This is a genomic window from Streptomyces sp. NPDC003016 (assembly GCF_053591455.1).
The window spans coordinates 31,788-50,463 of sequence record NZ_JBSFTV010000008.1; the positions used below are offsets into that span (position 1 = coordinate 31,788).

At 71.9% G+C, this 18,676-nt stretch carries 14 protein-coding genes; 6 read left to right on the forward strand and 8 right to left on the reverse strand.

Features of this window, described 5'->3' with window-relative positions; translation table 11 throughout:
* Positions 1 to 12: 12 nt before the first annotated feature.
* From ACWDZ4_RS08810 to glgX, 3 genes are read right to left on the reverse strand one after another with little or no spacing between them, the layout of a single operon-like run.
* Positions 13 to 1,917 (reverse strand): ABC transporter ATP-binding protein, encoded by a 1,905-nt coding sequence (locus ACWDZ4_RS08810; protein WP_451507720.1) that lies wholly within the window; start codon positions 1,915 to 1,917, stop codon positions 13 to 15.
* The gene (locus ACWDZ4_RS08815; protein ID WP_451507721.1) at positions 1,914 to 3,743 is read right to left on the reverse strand and encodes an ABC transporter ATP-binding protein; all 1,830 of its coding nucleotides are present in this window, start codon (positions 3,741 to 3,743) and stop codon (positions 1,914 to 1,916) included. Before ACWDZ4_RS08815 ends, ACWDZ4_RS08810 begins: the two co-directional genes overlap by 4 nt.
* A gap of 43 nt (positions 3,744 to 3,786) precedes the next feature.
* A complete protein-coding gene (gene glgX / locus ACWDZ4_RS08820; protein WP_451507722.1) occupies positions 3,787 to 6,081 on the reverse strand; it encodes a glycogen debranching protein GlgX in 2,295 nt (764 codons plus the stop codon).
* Between the two features lie 154 nt (positions 6,082 to 6,235).
* Here glgX and ACWDZ4_RS08825 point away from each other — a divergent pair, with 154 nt between their 5' ends.
* The 5 genes from ACWDZ4_RS08825 (at position 6,236) to ACWDZ4_RS08845 (ending at position 12,141) form a co-directional block, all read left to right on the forward strand.
* The gene (locus tag ACWDZ4_RS08825; protein WP_451507723.1) at positions 6,236 to 7,447 is read left to right on the forward strand and encodes a L,D-transpeptidase; all 1,212 of its coding nucleotides are present in this window, start codon (positions 6,236 to 6,238) and stop codon (positions 7,445 to 7,447) included.
* A 186-nt stretch (positions 7,448 to 7,633) separates the two neighbouring features.
* A complete protein-coding gene (locus ACWDZ4_RS08830) occupies positions 7,634 to 8,881 on the forward strand; it encodes a L,D-transpeptidase (RefSeq protein ID WP_451507724.1) in 1,248 nt (415 codons plus the stop codon).
* 80 nt (positions 8,882 to 8,961) lie between these two features.
* Positions 8,962 to 9,729 (forward strand): enoyl-CoA hydratase/isomerase family protein, encoded by a 768-nt coding sequence (locus ACWDZ4_RS08835; protein ID WP_451507725.1) that lies wholly within the window; start codon positions 8,962 to 8,964, stop codon positions 9,727 to 9,729.
* A 237-nt stretch (positions 9,730 to 9,966) separates the two neighbouring features.
* On the forward strand, positions 9,967 to 10,503 hold the full coding sequence (locus tag ACWDZ4_RS08840; protein WP_451507726.1) for an ATP-binding protein: 537 nt from the start codon (positions 9,967 to 9,969) through the stop codon (positions 10,501 to 10,503).
* Positions 10,504 to 10,956: 453 nt separating this feature from the next.
* Positions 10,957 to 12,141 carry a YncE family protein gene (locus tag ACWDZ4_RS08845; protein WP_451507727.1) on the forward strand — a complete coding sequence of 395 codons (1,185 nt, stop codon included), beginning with the start codon at positions 10,957 to 10,959 and terminating at the stop codon, positions 12,139 to 12,141.
* A gap of 36 nt (positions 12,142 to 12,177) precedes the next feature.
* On the opposite strand, the gene ACWDZ4_RS08850 is transcribed toward ACWDZ4_RS08845, so the two are convergent.
* Entirely contained in the window at positions 12,178 to 13,230 is a 1,053-nt protein-coding gene (locus ACWDZ4_RS08850) for a cytochrome P450 (RefSeq protein WP_451507728.1), read from the reverse strand.
* Positions 13,231 to 13,793: 563 nt separating this feature from the next.
* On the opposite strand from ACWDZ4_RS08850, the gene ACWDZ4_RS08855 reads away from it, so the two are divergent.
* Positions 13,794 to 14,009, forward strand: a complete 216-nt coding sequence (locus ACWDZ4_RS08855; protein WP_093798949.1) for an EF-hand domain-containing protein — start codon at positions 13,794 to 13,796, stop codon at positions 14,007 to 14,009.
* A gap of 38 nt (positions 14,010 to 14,047) precedes the next feature.
* Here ACWDZ4_RS08855 and ACWDZ4_RS08860 read toward each other — a convergent pair whose 3' ends face one another.
* From ACWDZ4_RS08860 to ACWDZ4_RS08875, 4 genes are all read right to left on the reverse strand, one after another.
* Positions 14,048 to 14,644: a PadR family transcriptional regulator gene (locus tag ACWDZ4_RS08860; RefSeq protein WP_451507729.1), complete on the reverse strand. Its 597-nt coding sequence runs from the start codon at positions 14,642 to 14,644 to the stop codon at positions 14,048 to 14,050.
* Positions 14,645 to 14,669: 25 nt separating this feature from the next.
* Complete coding sequence (locus ACWDZ4_RS08865) at positions 14,670 to 16,718, reverse strand: oxidoreductase (RefSeq protein WP_451507730.1); 2,049 nt, start codon at positions 16,716 to 16,718, stop codon at positions 14,670 to 14,672.
* Positions 16,719 to 16,788: 70 nt separating this feature from the next.
* Positions 16,789 to 17,211: a MerR family transcriptional regulator gene (locus ACWDZ4_RS08870; protein WP_451507731.1), complete on the reverse strand. Its 423-nt coding sequence runs from the start codon at positions 17,209 to 17,211 to the stop codon at positions 16,789 to 16,791.
* Between the two features lie 133 nt (positions 17,212 to 17,344).
* Complete coding sequence (locus tag ACWDZ4_RS08875; RefSeq protein WP_451507732.1) at positions 17,345 to 18,535, reverse strand: serine hydrolase domain-containing protein; 1,191 nt, start codon at positions 18,533 to 18,535, stop codon at positions 17,345 to 17,347.
* Between the last annotated feature and the right edge of the window lie 141 nt (positions 18,536 to 18,676).

Consider the following 18,676-nt stretch of genomic DNA (forward strand, 5'->3'; position numbering starts at 1 on the left):
CTTTGCACCGGGTCAGGCCAGGCTGTCGCGCCAGGCCCGGTGCAGGTCCGCGAAGCGTCCCGCAGCGCCGATGAGTCCGGCGGGGGAGCCGTCCTCGACGATGCGGCCCTGCTCCATGACCAGTACCCGGTCGGCGACCTCCACCGTCGACAGCCGGTGCGCGATCACCACGGCCGTACGCCCGCGCAGCACCGTGTTCATCGCGCGCTGCACCGCCCGCTCGCCCGGGATGTCCAGGGACGACGTCGCCTCGTCGAGGATCAGCACCGCGGGGTCGGCGAGCAGCGCGCGGGCGAAGGCCACCAGCTGCCGCTGCCCTGCCGAGATCCGGCCGCCCCGCTTGCGTACGTCGGTGTCGTACCCCTGCGGAAGGCCGCTGATGAAGTCGTGCGCGCCGATCGCCTTCGCGGCCCGCTCGATGTCCTCGCGGGTGGCGTCGGGGCGGCCGACGGCGATGTTCCCGGCGACCGTGCCGGAGAACAGGAAAGCCTCCTGGGTCACCATCACCACCCCGCGCCGCAGCTCCGGCACGGCGAGATCGCGCAGATCGGTGCCGTCGAGCAGGATGCGGCCCTCGGTCGGGTCGTAGAAGCGCGCCAGCAGCTTGGCGAGCGTCGACTTGCCCGCGCCCGTCGAGCCGACGACGGCGACCGTCCGGCCGGCCGCCAGGGTCAGGCTGAAGCGCGGAAGGACCTCGCCGCCGGTGCGGTAGGCGAAGCTGACGCCGTCGAAGACGACCTCGCGGCCCGGCCCGCCACCGGCGGGCGCGGGCAGCTTCCGCGGCTCGGCGGGCTCGGGGACGGCCGGGTCCTGGGCGAGCAGGCCCGCGATCTTCTCCAGGGAGGCGGCCGCGGACTGGTAGGAGTTCAGGAACATCCCGAGCCGGTCGATCGGGTCGTACAGCCGCCGCAGGTAGAGCACGGAGGCGGCGAGGACGCCGAGCTCCAGGCCGCCGCCTGCGACCTGGTGGGCGCCCCACAGCACCATCGAGGCGACCGCCGTGTTGGCGACCAGCCGCGAGCCGACGACGTACTGGGCCATCTCCAGCAGGCCGTCGCCGTTCGTCCGCTCGTGGCGGTGGTTGAGCACGCGGAACTGCGCCTCGTTCGTCCGCTCACGCCGGAACGCCCGCACCGGCCGGATCCCGTTCATCGTCTCCGCGAACTTCACGATGACGGCGGCGATCGCCGTCGACCGCTTGCCGAAGACGACGGAGACGCGCCTGCGGTAGCGCCGGACGAGCAGGTACAGCGGTACGAACGACCCCACCGCGAGCGCGCCGATCCCCACGTCGAGCCAGAGCAGCAGCGCGCAGATGAAGACCGAGGAGAGGACCACGCCGATCAGCTCCTGGAGACCTTCGCCGAGCAGCTGCCGCAGCGACTCCACGTCGGTCGTCGACCGGGAGATCAGCCGCCCCGACGTGTACCGCTCGTGGAAGTCGACGCTCAGTGCCTGCGCGTGCCGGAAGATCCTGCCGCGCAGATCGAGGAGCACGTCCTGGTTGACACGGGCGGAGACCAGGACGAAGGCGTACTGCAGGGCGCCCGCGCCCACCGAGCACAGCAGGTAGCCGGCCGCGACGGAGGCCAGTGGCCCGAAGTCCTCGCGCCGCAGGGCCGGTACGCCGCGGTCGATGGCGTACGCGACGAGCAGCGGTCCCGCCTGCACCGCCGCCAGCTGGAGCAGCAGGATCAGCGCGGCGACGGCGACCCTGGCGCGCCGGGGCCGCAGCAGCGAGCGCAGCAGCGCGAGCGTCGCGCCCCGGGGCGCGGGCAGCGCGTCGCGGTCGAAGGGGTCGCCGCCCCGCGCGCTGCCGCCCTGCGTGCCGGTGCCGGTGCCTGGGCCTGGGTCCGGCTCGGGCTCGGGCTCCGGCCCGGAGCCGGCGGCGGAACGGTTGTCCGCGGTGGTCGTCATGCGCCCTCCCCGTCGTCCTTCTTCCCGTCGGCGCCGACGCCGGCTCCGGCTCCGGACATCAGCCAGGCGTACTCGTCGCTGGTGCGCAGCAGTTCGTGGTGGGTGCCGACGGCCGCGATGCGGCCGCCGGACAGCAGCGCCACCCGGTCGGCGAGCAGCACGGTCGACGGCCGGTGCGCGACGACGAGCGCGGTGGTGTCCTCCAGCACGCGCCGCAGCGCCGCCTCCACCAGGGCTTCCGTATGCACGTCGAGCGCCGACAGCGGATCGTCGAGTACGAGGAAACGCGGTCTGCCCACCACCGCCCTGGCCAGCGCGAGCCGCTGCCGCTGCCCGCCGGACAGGCTCAGGCCCTGCTCGCCGACCTGCGTGGCCGTGCCCTGGGGCAGCCGGTGCGCGAAGCCGGCCTGGGCGGTGTCCAGCGCGCGCGCCAGATCGGCCTCGCCCGCGCCCCTCCCCGCCCCCATCAGTACGTTCTCCCCGACGCTCGCCGAGAACAGCGTGGGCTCCTCGAAGGCGACGGACACCAGCTCCCGCAGCCGCTCGCGCTCCATGGCCGTGATGTCCGCCCCGTCGAGCGTGATCCGTCCGCCCGTCACCTCGTGCAGCCGCGGTACGAGCATGGTGAGCGTGGTCTTGCCGCTGCCGGTGGCTCCGACGAGGGCCATGGTCTCGCCCGGCCGTACGTGCAGATCGATGTGCGCGAGGACGGGCGGCGCCCCTTCGTGCGCGTCGGGATACCGGAACTCGACCCCCTCGAAGACGATCCCGCGCTCGACAGCCACCGGCCCCGCGACCGGCCCCGCGCCGGAGGAGGGCCCGTCCCCCTCCGCCTCCTCCGGCGCGTCCATCACCTCGAAGTACCGTTCGGTCGCCGTCGCCGCGTCCTGGCTGATCGCGAGCAGGAAGCCGATCGACTCCACCGGCCAGCGCAGCGCCAGCGCCGTGGACAGGAACGCCACCAGCGTGCCCGCCGAGAGCGCGCCGTCGGCGACCTGCACCGTCCCGAGCACCAGCGCGGCCCCGACGGCCAGTTCCGGCAGGGCGGTGATCGTCGCCCAGATCCCCGCGAGCAGCCGGGCCTTGGCCAGCTCGGTGCCCCGGAGCGTCAGTGACAGCTCCCGGAAGGCGTGGGCCTGGCTGCGGTTGTGCCCGAACCCCTTGATGACGCGGATGCCGAGCACGCTCTCCTCGACGACGGTCGTCAGGTCACCGACCTGGTCCTGCGAACGCCGCGCGACCAGCGAGTACTTCGACTCGAAGACCGAGCACAGCACCACCAGCGGGATCACGGGCGCCAGCAGCACCAGCCCCAGCGACCACTGCTGGAGCAGCAAAATGACGACCCCCACCAGGATCGTCACCCCGTTGACCAGCAGGAACGTCAGCGGAAACGCCAGGAACATCCGCAGCAGCATCAGGTCCGTGGTCCCGCGCGACAGCAACTGCCCCGACGGCCACCGGTCGTGGAAGGCCACCGGAAGCCGTTGCAGATGCCGGTACAGATCGCCCCGCATCGCCGCCTCCACCCCGGCCAGCGGCCGCGCCACCAGCCACCGCCGCAGCCCGAAGAGCGCCGCCTCCGTGAGCCCGAGCAGCAGCAGGTACAGCGCCCCGAGCCACACCCCGCCCGGGTCCCGGTGCGCGACCGGACCGTCCACGATCCACTTCAGGACGAGCGGGATGACCAGGCCGAGGCAGGAGGCGAGCACCGCGACGAGGGCCGCGCCGGCCAGGCGCGCGCGCACCGGCCGTACGTAGGGCCACAGGCGCAGCAGCGAACGTACGGCCGATCGGTCCTTGGCGGGCGCGTCGGTTCCGGTCATCAGGATCGAGCGTACGGTTCGCCACTGACACCGCTCACTGGTTTTACGCCGTACGCGCCTTCAGCAAGAGCACCGATCTGGCCGCCGCGGTGATCACCCCGCCGCCCGCGTGGACCGTCCCCGGAGGGCTCTCCTGGCTCTCCCGTGACGTGTCGACGACCAGTTCGTACGTGCGTGCCCACGGCGGCCCGGGCAGCAGGAAGTCCGCCGGGCGGTCCCCCGTGTGCAGAATGGCGAGAAAGCTGTCGTCCGTGATTTTCGCCCCGCGCGCGTCACGGCCCGGGATGTCGCGGCCCGACAGGTACATCCCCAGGGTCGACGCCGGGGCGTACCAGTCCCGCTCCGTCATCTCCTCGCCGCGCGGGGTGAACCACGCCAGGTCGCGCAGCCCGTCCGCCGCCTGGGCCCGGCCCGAGAAGAAGGCGCGGCGGCGCAGCACCGGATGCGCGTGGCGCAGCCTCAGCAGGCGGGACGTCAGCTCGAAGAGCTCCCGCCAGCCGGGGTCCTCCAGGAGCGACCAGTCGATCCAGCTGACCTCGTTGTCCTGGCAGTACGCGTTGTTGTTGCCGCCCTGTGTGCGCCCCATCTCGTCGCCCGCGACGAGCATCGGCACCCCCGTCGACAGCAGCAGCGTCGTCACCAGGTTGCGCAGCTGCCGCCTGCGCAGCTCGTTCACCCCGGCGTCGTCCGTCTCGCCCTCGGCGCCGCAGTTCCACGAACGGTTGTCGTTCGTCCCGTCCCGGTTGCCCTCGCCGTTCGCCGCGTTCTGCTTCTGGTGGTACGACACGAGGTCCCGCAGCGTGAAGCCGTCGTGCGCGGTGACGAAGTTGACCGAGGCGTACGGGCGCCGGCCGCCCCACGCGTACAGGTCGCTCGATCCCGACAGCCGGTACCCCAGGTCCCGCACATCCGGCAGCGCGCCCCGCCAGAAGTCCCGCACGGCGTCCCGGTAGCGGTCGTTCCACTCGGTCCAGAGCGGGGGGAAGGCACCCACCTGATAACCGCCGCTGCCCACGTCCCACGGCTCGGCGATCAGCTTCACGCGCCGCAGCACCGGGTCCTGCGCGATCACCGCGAGGAACGGCGACAGCATGTCGACGTCGTGCATCGAGCGCGCCAGCGCCGCCGCGAGGTCGAAGCGGAAGCCGTCCACGCCCATCTCGGTGACCCAGTACCTGAGCGAGTCCGTGATCAGCCGCAGGACGTTCGGCTGCACGACGTGCAGGGTGTTCCCGCAGCCCGTGTAGTCGGCGTAGCGCCTGGGGTCGTTCTGGAGGCGGTAGTAGCCGCGGTTGTCGATGCCGCGCAGCGACAGCGTCGGCCCCAGCTCGCCCGCCTCCGCCGTGTGGTTGTAGACCACGTCGAGGATCACCTCGATACCGGCGGCGTGCAGCGCCCGCACCATCGCCTTGAACTCGCCGACCTGCTGCCCGGCCGTCCCCGTCGCCGCGTAGGCGGCGTGCGGCGCGAAGTACCCGATGGAGTTGTAGCCCCAGTAGTTGTGCAGGCCCCGCCGCAGCAGGTGGTCCTCGTGGGCGAACTGGTGCACCGGCAGCAGTTCCACCGCCGTCACGCCCAGCCGCTGGAGGTGCTCGACCGCCGCCGGGTGCGCGAGCCCGGCGTACGTACCGCGCAGCTCCTCGGGAATGTCCGGGTGCAGTTTGGTGAAGCCGCGCACGTGCAGCTCGTAGATGACCGAGTCCGCCCACGGCGTCTTGGGCCGCCGGTCGTCCGTCCAGTCGTCGTCGGGCGCGTCGTCGTGGACGACCACGCCCTTGGGGACGTACGGCGCCGAGTCCCGGTCGTCGCGCACGGTGTCCGCGACGTGCTGCTGCGGCCAGTCCCTGACGTGCCCGTACACCTCGCCGGGCAGCGTGCTGTACTCCTTCCCGGGCGGCGCGTCGACGGCCCGCGCGTACGGGTCGAGGAGCAGCTTCGCGTGGTTCCAGCGGGCGCCGGTCCACGGGTCCCAGCGGCCGTGCACGCGGAAGCCGTAGCGCCGCCCCGCGCGGACGCCCGGCAGGAAGCCGTGCCAGATCTCGTGCGTCAGCTCGGTCAGCGGGCACCGCGTCTCGGTGCCGTCCTCGTCGAAGAGGCACACCTCGACGGCTTCGGCCCCGCCCGCCCACAGCGCGAAGTTGGTGCCGGCGACCCCGTCGGGGCCGACGCGAAAACGCGCCCCCAGGGGGGTCGGCGCGCCCGGCCACACGGGTGGCCCGCCCGCGCCCCGGCCGGGGCGCCGCCCGTTGACCACGGCCGGGGCGGGGGCGGGCCGGCCGTCGTCCCCCGGCTCCCGCACCGCCTCCTGTACTGCCTCCTGCTCGGCTGCGCTGGACACCTGTAAGCCTCCCGCGGCTCGTTGGGACCGGCGGATCCATGAGACCCCGCGGCGTCCCGGCCGCGGCCGCTCCGCGTGGTCCTCCCACCTGTTCTGCCCGCAACAGCGGTCGTACTCACGTTTCCCCCGCAGGGGGGAGATCGTTGGGTCGGACGTGAGAGACGCAGTGAGACGCGCACGGGCGGCCCTGGCCGCCGTACTGACAGGGGCAGGGCTGATCGCCGGGCTCGCGGGCTGCACGGCCGGCGGCGAACCGGTGTTCGGCGGAAAGCCGCGTTCGCCCCAGGACGCCATCCGGATCGTTCCCGGGAACGGAGCGAAGGACATCAGGGCCGACGACCGCATCGAAGTGAGTGTCGCCGACGGGCGGCTGGAGCGGGTCGAGGTCGTACGGGTCGAGGACGCCGACCAGCAGGAGGTCACGGGACGGATCTCGGCCGACGGGCGGAGCTGGCGGCCGGACGGCGGACCGCTGCGGCTGGCCGCCAAGTACACGGTCGACGCGGTCGCCGTCGACGGCCGCGGCCGTCGCTCCGCCCGGCACACCTCGTTCACGACGGTCGTCCCCGAACACCGCTTCATCGGATACTTCAAGCCGGAGAACCGGTCCACCGTCGGCACCGGCATGATCGTTTCTTTCTCCTTCAACCGGCCCGTCGCCGACCGGGCCGCCGTCGAACGCGCGATCAAGGTGACCTCGCAGCCGCCGGTGGAGGTGGCCGGCCACTGGTTCGGCGCCCAGCGCCTCGACTTCAGGCCGCACGACTACTGGAAGCCCGGCACCCGCGTCGGCGTCGACCTGCGGCTGCGCGACGTCGAGGCGGCGCCCGGCGTGTTCGGCATCCAGCACAAGGCCGTCGGGTTCACGGTCGGCCGCTCCCAGGTGTCGACGGTGGACGCGCAGGAGCACACCATGGTGGTACGGCGCGACGGCAGGGTGCTCGCGAAGGTCCCGGTCAGCGCCGGGGCGCCCAAGAGCACGACGTACAACGGGAAGATGGTCGTCACGGAGCTGTACGACGTGACGCGGATGGACGGCAGGACCGTCGGCTTCGGCGGCGAGTACGACATCCCGGACGTCCCGCACGCGATGCGGCTGACGGATTCGGGAACCTTCCTGCACGGCAACTACTGGGCTCCGCCGGAGACGTTCGGATCGGTCAACACGAGCCACGGATGCATCGGGCTGCGGGACGTGAAGGGCGGCAGCCCGGACACCCCGGGCGGCTGGTTCTTCGACCGCACACTCGTCGGGGACGTGGTGGAAGTGGTGAACTCCCGCGACCGGAAGGTCGCCCCCGACAACGGCCTCGGCGGCTGGAACATGGACTGGACCCGCTGGAAGGCCGGGTCCGCTCTCCGGTGACCCGCCCTGACCCCCGCTGACCTGCACGGGCCCGTACCGCCCCCCGGGCACTTGGAACTGAACGGTGACATACGGGGGGAGTCCGTGACAGGGCCGGTGTGATTACCTTTTCTCGTGCGCGCTGTCGCTGCGCGTGGGGGTGCGGGCCGTGGCTGGGGCCAGGCCGTGCGAGGGGAGAACACCGAATTGAACAGGCAGCAGATATCGGGGACATCGGCCGGAGCGCGGCGGGGGCGCGGGAGCCGGGGATTGCTGGCCCTGCTGCTGGGCGCCGTGCTGCTGCTGGTGACGGCGTGCGGCGCAAGCAGTGGCTCCGGCGGTGGCGAGGGCGGCGGCAAGGGCGGGGCGGCGAAGCCCGATGACACCAGGGCGTCGCAGGCGGTGGTGACGGTCACGCCCAAGGACGAGGCGGAGAACGTCGCCACCAGCGGGGCCCTGAAGATCGGCGCGGACAGGGGCAGGCTGACGTCCGTCACGGTCGAGGACACCAAGGGCAACGAGGTCGAGGGGAAGGTCAGCAAGGACGGCACCGTCTGGGAGCCGGCCCGCCACCTCGGCGCCGCGACCAAGTACAAGGTCCACGCGATCGCCAAGGACTCCGAGGGCCGCGAGTCCGCGAAGGACACCACCTTCACCACGCTCGTGCCGCAGAACACCTTCATCGCCCACTTCACGCCCGAGGACGGCTCGACGGTCGGCGTCGGAATGCCGGTCTCGCTGCGCTTCAGCCGCGGCATCACCGCGCCCGAGGACGTCGAGAAGGCCGTGAAGGTGACGGCCGAGCCCTCGGTGCCGGTCGCGGGCCACTGGTTCGGCAACGACCGCCTCGACTTCCGTCCCGAGAAGTACTGGGCCGCGGGCACCAAGGTCACGCTGAAGCTGAACCTCGACGGCGTCGAGGGCCGGCCCGGGGTGTACGGCAAGCAGACCAAGACCGTGAGGTTCACGGTCGGCCGCAGCCAGGTCAGCGTCGTGGACGCCGCGGCGCACACGATGACGGTCAAGCGCGACGGCAAGGTCCTCAGGACCATCCCGATCACCGCGGGAGCCCCGTCGACGACGACGTACAACGGCCAGATGGTGATCAGCGAGAAGTACCAGGTGACGCGCATGAACGGCGCCACCGTCGGCTTCGGCGGCGAGTACGACATCAAGGACGTGCCGCACGCGATGCGCCTGTCGGCCTCGGGCACCTTCATCCACGGCAACTACTGGGCGGGCGCGGGCACCTTCGGATCGGCCAACGTCAGCCACGGGTGCGTGGGGCTGCGGGACGTGCGGGGCGGATGGGACAAGCAGACCCCGGCGGCCTGGTTCTTCGACAACTCGGTCCTCGGTGACGTGGTCGTCGTGAAGAACTCCCACGACAAGGAGATCCAGCCGGACAACGGTCTCAACGGCTGGAACATGTCCTGGGCCCAGTGGAAGAAGTAACCCGCGCCGTACCTGCGGGCCCTGTGCTGTTGTCCACAGCACAGGGCCCGTTGTCGTTAACGGGGGCTAACCTCGCTCGTATGACTGTGAATCTCGAAGTCTCCGAGGGCGTCGGCACCATCCGCCTGGCACGCCCCCCGATGAACGCGCTGGACATCGCCACCCAGGACCGGCTGCGCGAGCTCGCCGAAGAGGCGGCCCGGCGCGCGGACGTGCGCGCCGTGGTCCTCTACGGCGGTGAGAAGGTGTTCGCGGCCGGCGCGGACATCAAGGAGATGCAGGCGATGGACCACGCGGCGATGGTCGTACGGTCCAAGGGCCTCCAGGACGCCTTCACCGCCGTCGCCCGCATCCCCAAGCCCGTGGTCGCCGCGGTCACCGGCTACGCGCTGGGCGGCGGCTGCGAGCTCGCCCTGTGCGCCGACTTCCGTATCGCCGGGGACAACGCCAAGCTCGGCCAGCCCGAGATCCTCCTCGGCCTGATCCCGGGCGCGGGTGGCACGCAGCGGCTCGCGCGGCTGGTCGGCCCGTCCCGGGCCAAGGACCTGATCTTCACCGGCCGCCAGGTGCGGGCGGACGAGGCGCTGGCGATCGGCCTGGTCGACCGGGTGGTGCCGGCGGCCGAGGTGTACGAGCAGGCGCACGCGTGGGCGGCGAAGCTCGCCCAGGGGCCCGCGCTGGCGCTGCGCGCGGCGAAGGAGTGCGTCGACGCGGGACTGGAGACGGACCTGGAGACCGGGCTGACCGTCGAACGGAACTGGTTCGCCGGACTGTTCGCGACCGAGGACCGGGAGCGCGGTATGCGCAGTTTCGTCGAGGAGGGGCCCGGAAAGGCCAAGTTCCTCTGACCGCTGTCCAGTTGGCGCGTACTCCTCCCGGGCGGATTGACCCGGCCTCGACGGAGCCTTGAGGCAGCCGTGCTCCGATTGCCCGGTGATCAGATATGAGCATTACGTCACCGCAGGTCGGAGGGGGTGCGGCGAGACATTTTCTGCCACCGGCATATGCCGGACCGCACCCCCGGACAGGGTGGTGCGGGTGGGCCGAATCCACGGGAACGGCCCCGGGCGGCTTCCCGGGCGGTCATGATGGGGGGCATGGCGGGGCTGGAGAATGTGGAGCAACCGCGGTCGCGCGGCGGTGCGACCGCCGCACGGTGGACGCCGGCGGTGGAGGACGAACAGGCGTTCCAGGCAGTGGAGTTGTTCGGGAATCCGACGGAGGAGGAAGTGCGGCTGCCCTCCCGTCCGGAGTCGGCCGCCACGGCCCGGCGGCTCACGCACTGCGTGGTGTTCCGCCAGTGGGGGCTCTCCCCGCAGACCGCGGAGTACGCGGTGCTGCTCGTCTCGGAGCTCGTGGGCAACGCCGTGCGGCACACCGGCGCCCGCACCTTCGGGCTGCGCATGCTGCGCCGCAGGGGCTGGATCAGGATCGAGGTGTGCGATCCGTCGCGGGGTCTGCCCTGCCTGATGCCCGTGCACGAACTCGACACCAGCGGCCGCGGGCTCTTCCTCGTCGACAAGCTCTCCGACCGGTGGGGAGTGGACCTGCTGCCGCGCGGCAAGAACACCTGGTTCGAGATGCGCGTCTGCGACCGCACCGCCGACCGCGCCGAACGCTGAGACCCGCTCCCGGACGCACGGAAGCCCCCTGCGGGTCGGGGTCGCGACGCTTCGGGGGCTTCTGTGGAGCGCCGTGGAGCGAGGGGGTGTGACCCACGGCGGTTGGTGACGACGACCTGGCCCGGGTCAATGGGGGTCGCGGCACCGACTATGGCAGACAGGTGAGCACGGTGCCAAAAGTCCATAATCGGGCAAACGCCAATGAGTTGCGCAGGTGGGGGATGAATCGCAGGTGAGTTGGGCCACTCACCTCGTAATGGGTGCATAAATATAAGACAGAGTGGGTGAATCATTGCCTGGCGGGGGTGAAGGGCCCCTCACGGTTGACGACCCGCTGGGCCCCGAATTGGCTCAATCATTACCTTCTGCTCCCATTACCCCTTAAATAGGGCGCGTGACACTGACATGCCGCAGCGTGCTGTGCGCAGTGACCACCACGGAGCTGCTGACCCGATGACGACGATCATTCGACGTACCACCGCGCTGCTCGCCGGCGCCCTCCTGGCCGCCCTCGCGGGCTGCGCCGGCCCCGACCCGGAGGGGGCGACCGAGGCGCTCGGCACCAAGGGCGCCGCGCCGCCCGTCAAGGCGAAGAAGGCCGCGCCCCCCGGGCTGCCGGGGATGCCGCCGGTGCTCGACCCGAAGGACGTCTACGCCGCCGACCGCCCGAACAAGCTGTCACCGGTCGTCAAGGACTTCCCGTCCCGGGTCTACGTCCCCAACACCAACTCCAACACGGTGTCGGTGATCGACCCCAAGACGTACAGGGTCATCAAGACGATCCCGGTCGGTGTCCAGCCGCAGCACGTCGTCCCGTCCTGGGACATGAAGACGCTGTGGGTCAACAACAACCGCGGCCACACCCTCACCCCGATCAACCCGGCGACGGGCGCCGTGGGCAAGCCGGTGGAGGTGCACGACCCGTACAACCTCTACTTCACGCCCAACGGCAAGTACGCCGTCGTCATGGCGTCCATGGACCGCGAACTGGTCTTCCGCGACCCGCGCACCATGGACCGGGTCAAGACCGTGCCGGTCACCTGCGCGGGCGTCAACCACGCGGACTTCTCCGCCGACGGCCGGTACTTCGTCGTCTCCTGCGAGTTCTCCGGCGAACTGCTCAAGGTCGACACCGAGAAGATGAAGGTCGTCGGCCAGCAGAAGCTCCCGTTCGCGGGCGCGATGCCGCAGGACGTGAAGATCTCGCCCGACGGCAAGACGTTCTACATCGCCGACATGATGGCGCACGGCATGTGGGTCCTGGACGGCAAGGAGTTCACCACCCCCAAGCTGCTGCCGACGGGCAAGGGCTGCCACGGTCTCTACGTCTCACGCGACTCCAGGGAGATGTACGTCTCCAACCGCGGCGAGGGTTCCGTCTCCGTCTTCGACTTCACGAAGAACAGGCTGACCAAGAAGTGGAACCTGCCCGACGGCGGCAGCCCCGACATGGGCGGGGTCTCGGCCGACGGCAAGGTGCTGTGGCTGTCCGGGCGTTACGACTCCGAGGTGTACGCGATCGACACCGTGACCGGCAAGCAGCTCGCCCGCGTCCCGGTCGGCGGCGGCCCGCACGGCCTCGCGGTCTACCCGCAGCCGGGACGCTACTCGCTGGGCCACACCGGCATCTTCCGCTGAGGCGGCCGGCGTGCAGCGGGGTGCCCGCACCGGTGCCTACCAGAGCACCGGCACCCTCTCCGGCAGGCGCCGCATGAACCCCGTACGCCACACCAGCCGCTCCGCCGGAACGGCGAGCCCCAGCCCCGGCATCCGGTCCACGAGCGCGGCGAGCGCGGTCTCGGCGTGGACGCGCCCCAGCGCGGACGCCGGGCACAGGTGCCGGCCCCCGCCGAAGGCGAGGTACGGGTTGCGCCCGCGGCCGGGGTTCGGCCTCCCGGGGGCCTCGAAAGCCCGCGGGTCGAAGTCGGCGCCCTCGACGAGGACGACCACCGGCTCGCCCCGGCGGACGAGCACGTCGCCGAGGTGTACGTCGGCGAGGGCGACGCGGCGCACGCCGTCGGCGACCGGCAGGTTCCGGCGCAGCAACTCGTCGACGGCGCGGCCCGTCCGCTCGGGGCGGCCGCGCAGATGGCCGATCAGTTCGGGGTGCCGGAGCAGCGCGAGTACCGCCATGACCAGGAAGGCGGACGTGGAGACCGCGCCCGCGCCGAACAGCGAGACGGCGACGGCGGCGAGCGTCCCGTCCGCCGGGCGCGCCGACTCCGGCCCCTCGCGCAGCGCCGCCAACTGCCCCAGCAGCCCGGAGCGTTCGGACGCGGGGGCGTTCAGCCGCTCCGCCATGTAACCGGCGTCCTTGTACCAGTCGGGCCGCACGCCCTCGAAGGGGTGCGCGCTGGCCATGAACGCGATGTCCAGGCTCGACATCAGCCGCGGCCAGTCGCCGGACGGCACCCCGAGCACCTTGCAGTGCAGCGCCGCCGCGAAGGGATCGGCGAATCCCGCCCTGAGATCCACCGGGGGTCCCCAGGCCATCAGGTCGTCGATGAGCCGGTCCGCCGTGGCGCGCAGCCAGCCGTGCAGCCCTTCGTCCGCACGCGGGTTGAGTCCCCTCATCACCGCTCCGCGCAGCGCGGCGCCGCCGTGCGGCACGCGGGGGACGGCCGTGCCGACGGGGCCGAACCGCGCGTCCTCCAGGACCTGTCTGGCCGACGGGTAACTGCTCACCAGCCAGACACTGTCACCGGTGGACGTGTGTACCCGTGCCACCGGCTCCTGGCCGCGCAGCCAGGAACGCTCTTCGCACAGTGCGTCACTCCGCCGGAAGGAAAGACATTCCGTATACGGCACTGCCGGATTACCATCGCCCGGAGAGTCCCCGGTGAATGCGTCAGTTTTCATGGCCACTGAGGGAAACGCCCTTGGCCGCCGCTAGTCCCGGGGAGCCCTGTGCTCCTGGTGTGGCGACGACGCCATGAAGTTATCCTCCGACGGCGGAGAGTTACGAAAGCGGCCCCGGTATTGGCCGGAATTCGGCACTCCGGGGCGGAAAGTGAACTCTCCGCGGGCCGGAACGGTTTTACGCCGAACCATTCAGCGGGCCACCATCAACGCCTCCGAGCCCACCGGGCGGTGCCCCGCCCGCCGAAAGGCGCGCACGCCGCGGGCGTTGCCCGGCGGTAGCGGTAGCGGCAGTGGCAGCGGGCGAAGGGACCTGGGGCTGGGCCTGGTGGGCCTGGTGGGCCTGGGGCTGGGGCCGGGTGCCCGCCGGGGCCGTCTGCCGGCCCGATAATCTGTGCGGGTTCTGATCAGCACCAGAAGGGGTGGATCCAGTGGCGGACATCGAGTCGGCGCGCAAGGCTTTCGAGCGGTACGACATCAACGGGGACGGGACGATCTCGGCGGTCGAGTACAAGAGCGTCATGGCGCAGCTCGGTGACCCCTACGTCACCGAGACGGTGGCCCAGGCCGTGATCAACTCCCACGACTCCGACGGTGACGGCAAGCTCACCTTCGACGAGTTCTGGGCGTCCCAGAACAAGGGCTGACACCGCCGCAGGGTACGGGCCCGGAGCCCGGCCCCCGCTCAGGGGGCGGGCTCCGGGCCCGTCCGCACATCCGCCGCCATGTCTGCGCCCATGCCCGCGCCCATGCCCACGAGTTCAGCCCGCGCCGCCTCGAGCCAGCCGAGCCAGAAGTTCTCCAGGTCGATCCCCGCCCGCAGGACGAGGTGCCGCAGCCGGTCGCCCTCGCTGCCCCTGCCGCCGCCGAAGTCGCGCTCCTCGATCGCCCGGTACTCCGCCAACTGCGCCCGGTGGAGCTCCAGATGGCGCCGCGCCTCGGCCTCCAGGCCCTGCGTGCCCACCACTCCCGCCGCGCGCAGGCGCAGCAGGAGGGCGTCACGGATCGGCTTGGGGTCCTCGACCCTCCCCACCCACGCGGCCAGTTCGTCACGCCCGGCCGGCAGGACCTCGTACTCCTTCTTCTGTCCCCGCGTCGGCTGGTCCGGCCGAGGCAGGGCCCGGATCGCACCGGCCTCCTCCAGCCTGCCCAGCTCGCGGTAGATCTGCTGGTGCGTGGCGGACCAGAAGTAGCCGATGGACCTGTCGAACCTGCGGGTCAGCTCCAGCCCGGACGACGGCTTTTCGAGCAGGGCGGTGAGGATGGCGTGCGGGAGGGACATGAGCGCATCCTAGGCAGGGCCCCTGTCACAGGGTGGCCGCGAGTTCCGTTCCCTGCCGGATCGCGCGCTTGGCGTCCAGCTCGGCCGCGACGTCCGCGCCGCCGATGAGGTGCACCGGCAGCCCGGCGGCGAGCAGCGTGTCGTACAGCTCGCGGCGAGGCTCCTGCCCGGTGCACAGGACGACCGTGTCGACGGGGATCAGCCGCTGCTCGCCCTCGACCGTGACGTGCAGTCCCTCGTCGTCGATACGGTCGTACGCCGCGCCCGCGACCATCGTGACGCCACGGTGCTTGAGCTCGGTGCGGTGGATCCAGCCGGTGGTCTTGCCGAGTCCGGCGCCGACCTTGGTGGCCTTGCGCTGGATCAGGTGGACGGTACGGGTCTGCGGGACGCGCACCGGAGCCTGGAGGCCGCCGCGCGCGCCGTACTCCATGTCGACGCCCCACTGGGCGAAGAAGACCTCGGGGCTGAGGCTCGCCGAGTCGTCGGCGCCCGTGGACGTGTCCGTGAGGAACTCCGCCACGTCGAAGCCGATGCCGCCCGCGCCGATGACGGCGACGCGGTCGCCCGCCTTCGCGTCGTCCCGCAGGAGGTCGAGGTAGCTGATGACGCTGGGATGGTCGATGCCCTCGATGTCCGGGACGCGGGGGGTGACACCGGTGGCGAGGACGATCTCGTCGTATCCGGCGGCGGTGAGGGATTCGGCGGTGGCGGGCGTGCCGAGGCGGACGTCGACGCCGTGCTCGTCCAGCTGGTTGCGGAAGTACCGCAGCGTCTCGTTGAACTCCTCCTTGCCCGGCACCCTGCGCGCGATGTTGAGCTGACCACCGATCACGTCGGAGGCGTCGTACAGCGTCACGGTGTGGCCGCGCTCGGCCGCCGTCACCGCGCAGGCGAGCCCGGCGGGCCCGGCGCCGACGACGGCGACGCGCTTGCGGCGGCGGGTGGGGGAGAGGACCAGCTCGGTCTCGTGGCAGGCGCGCGGGTTGACCAGGCAGGAGGTGATGAGCCCGCTGAAGGTGTGGTCGAGGCAGGCCTGGTTGCAGCCGATGCAGGTGTTGATGGAGTCGGCGCGGCCGGCCTCGGCCTTGGCGACGAAGTCCGGGTCGGCGAGGAAGGGCCGGGCGAGCGAGACCATGTCGGCGCAGCCGTCGGCGAGGAGTTCCTCGGCCAGCTCGGGGGTGTTGATGCGGTTGGTCGTGACGAGGGGGATGCCCACCGAGCCCATGACCCGCTTGGTCACCCAGGCGTACGCGCCGCGCGGCACGGAGGTAGCGATGGTGGGGATGCGGGCCTCGTGCCAGCCGATGCCGGTGTTGATGATGGTCGCGCCGGCCGCCTCGATCGCGCGGGCGAGCGTGATGACCTCGTCGAGCGAGGAGCCGCCGGGGACCAGGTCGAGCATCGAGAGGCGGTAGACGAGGATGAAGTCCGGGCCCACGCGCTCGCGCACCCGGCGGACGATCTCGACGGGGAAGCGCATGCGGTTCTCGTACGAGCCGCCCCACCGGTCGTCGCGGTGGTTGGTGTGCGCGGCGATGAACTCGTTGATCAGGTAGCCCTCGGACCCCATGATCTCCACGCCGTCGTACCCCGCCGACCTGGCCAGCTCCGACGCACGGACGAAGTCCTCGATGGTCTGCTCGACCTCGGCGTCGGTCAGGGCGTTCGGGGTGTACGGGCTGATGGGGGCCTGGATCGCGCTGGGGGCGACGAGGCCGGGGTGGTAGGCGTACCGCCCGAAGTGCAGGATCTGCATCGCGATCCTGCCGCCCTCGCGGTGCACGGCGTCGGTCACCTGCCGGTGCTGCGCCGCTTCCTCGGGCGTGGTCAGCTTGGCGCCGCCGGGGTAGGGGCGGCCGCTGTCGTTGGGGGCGATGCCACCGGTGACCATGAGGCCGACGCCGCCGCGCGCCCGGGTCGCGTAGAACTCGGCCATCCGCTCGAAGCCGCGCTCGGCCTCTTCGAGTCCGACGTGCATCGAACCCATCAGCACACGGTTGGGCAGGGTCGTGAAGCCCAGGTCGAGGGAGCTCAGCAGGTGCGGGTACGCGGTCTCAGTCGTCGGACTCATGCCGCAATGTGTAGTCCACCCGGGACGTGTTGTGCAACAAGTTGCATAAAGAGGGTCGGTGTTAGTTCGGCTACACCCGCTCCGCCTGCTCCTCCCGCTCCACCCGGGAGGTGCGCTCGCGCAGCGTCCGGGCGAACTCCTCGGCCCGCTCCAGCTGCCGCCGCAGATCGCTCACGCGCTCGGCGGCGGCCCGCTCGTACCCCCGTACGCGCTCCAGCAGCGCCTCCCGCACGTCCGCCGCCGGCGGCTCCGGTGCGTCCAGCCGGTCGGTGGCGCCCAGCAGGTCCCGCATCTGGTCCAGCGTGAAACCGAGCGGCTTCATGCGGCGTACGACCATCAGGCGCGCAACGTCGCTCTCGGTGTAGAGGCGGAAGCCGCCCTGGGAGCGCGCGGACGGCGTGACCAGGCCGGTCTCCTCGTAATGCCGGATGGTCCGCAGGGACAGCTCGGTCCTGGTGGCGACCTCGCCGATCCGCATGTGCCTGCTGTCCACGCCCGGTGGCCTCTCGTCGCCGTGTCGCGCTCCCGTACCGTCGCCGTCCCCCCATCTAACGTCACGGTGGAGCCGCCCCGTCGGACGCCGTACGCCGGGCGCGCCCCGCCGTACGCCGGGCGCGGACCAGGGGTCACCGGGCGCTGTACACGGCTTCCACCAGCGCCATCTTGCGCGGGTCGTCGGCGATGTGGGGGCCCATGCGGTTCATGACGTACCCCATGGCGACGCCCGCCTCGGGGTCGGCGAGTCCGCAGGACCCGCCGAAGCCGTCGTGGCCGAAGGCTCGCGGGTTCGGCCCGTACGAGCCGCTCGGACCGCTCAGCCACAGGCCCAGGCCGGCCTCCATTTCGCGGCCGAGACCCGGGCCGAGCACCAGGTCCCGGCAGCTGCCCTGCCCCTCGCGGGCCCGTTCGGCGGCCTCGGGGGACAGCACGCGGTGCTCGCCGCAGCGGCCGCGTTCGGCGAACACCCCGTACAGGGCGGCCACCGCGCGGGCCGTGCCGTGGCCGTTGGCGGCGGGGATCTCGGCGGCCCGCCACTCGGGGGTGTTGGCCTGGGCCGCGCCGGTGCCCGGGTTGAGCAGAGCCGCACGCGCGACCGGCTCCAGGGCGGCGAACAGCGCCACCTGTTCATCGGCGGGCACGCTCCGGGAATGCACCAGTTCGGCGGCCCGGCCGGCCTCCTTCTCCGGCAGACCCACGGTGAAGTCGATGCCGAGCGGTCCGGTGACCTCCTGGCGCAGGAACTCGCCCGGCAGCAGGCCCGTGACGCGCCGGACCACCTCGCCCACGAGGAAGCCGTACGTGATCGCGTGGTAGCCGGACCGTGTGCCCGGCTCCCACCAGGGCTCGGTCGCCGCCAGCCGCGCGCAGGTCAGCTCCCAGTCGTAGAGCTCGGAGAGGGAGTGCGGCTCGCGCAGTCCGGCCAGCCCCGCGCGGTGCGACAGGAGGTGGCGTACGGGAACGGCTTCCTTGCCGGCGGCGGCGAACTCCGGCCAGTACGAGGCGACCGGGGCGTCGAGGTCGAGCAGCCCGCGGTCGGCCAGGAGGTGGGCGCACAGGGCCGTCGGGCCCTTGGTCGTCGACCACACGTTGACCACGGTGTCCCGCTCCCACGGCCGGCTGCGCGCGGCGTCGGCCCAGCCGCCCCACAGGTCGACCACGGTCTCCCCGCCGGCCCGCACGGTCACGGCCGCGCCCAGTTCCCCGCGCTCCCGGAAGTTCTCCTCGAACGCGGTGCGCACGGCGGTGAACCGGTCGTCGCAGTGGCCGTGGATCTGCGGTACGGACGGGGGCTGGGGGTGGGACACGGGCTGGTTCATCGGGCCCTCCAGGCGGCAGTCGGCTTCCCCGGTTTCCGGATTTCCGGGTTTCCGGGTTCCAGGAACGGACCGTACCGACTGGTCGGACTGGCGGGAAGGAGGCGTACCCGCCGGACCGGGCTGTCCGGGCCGGACCTGCCG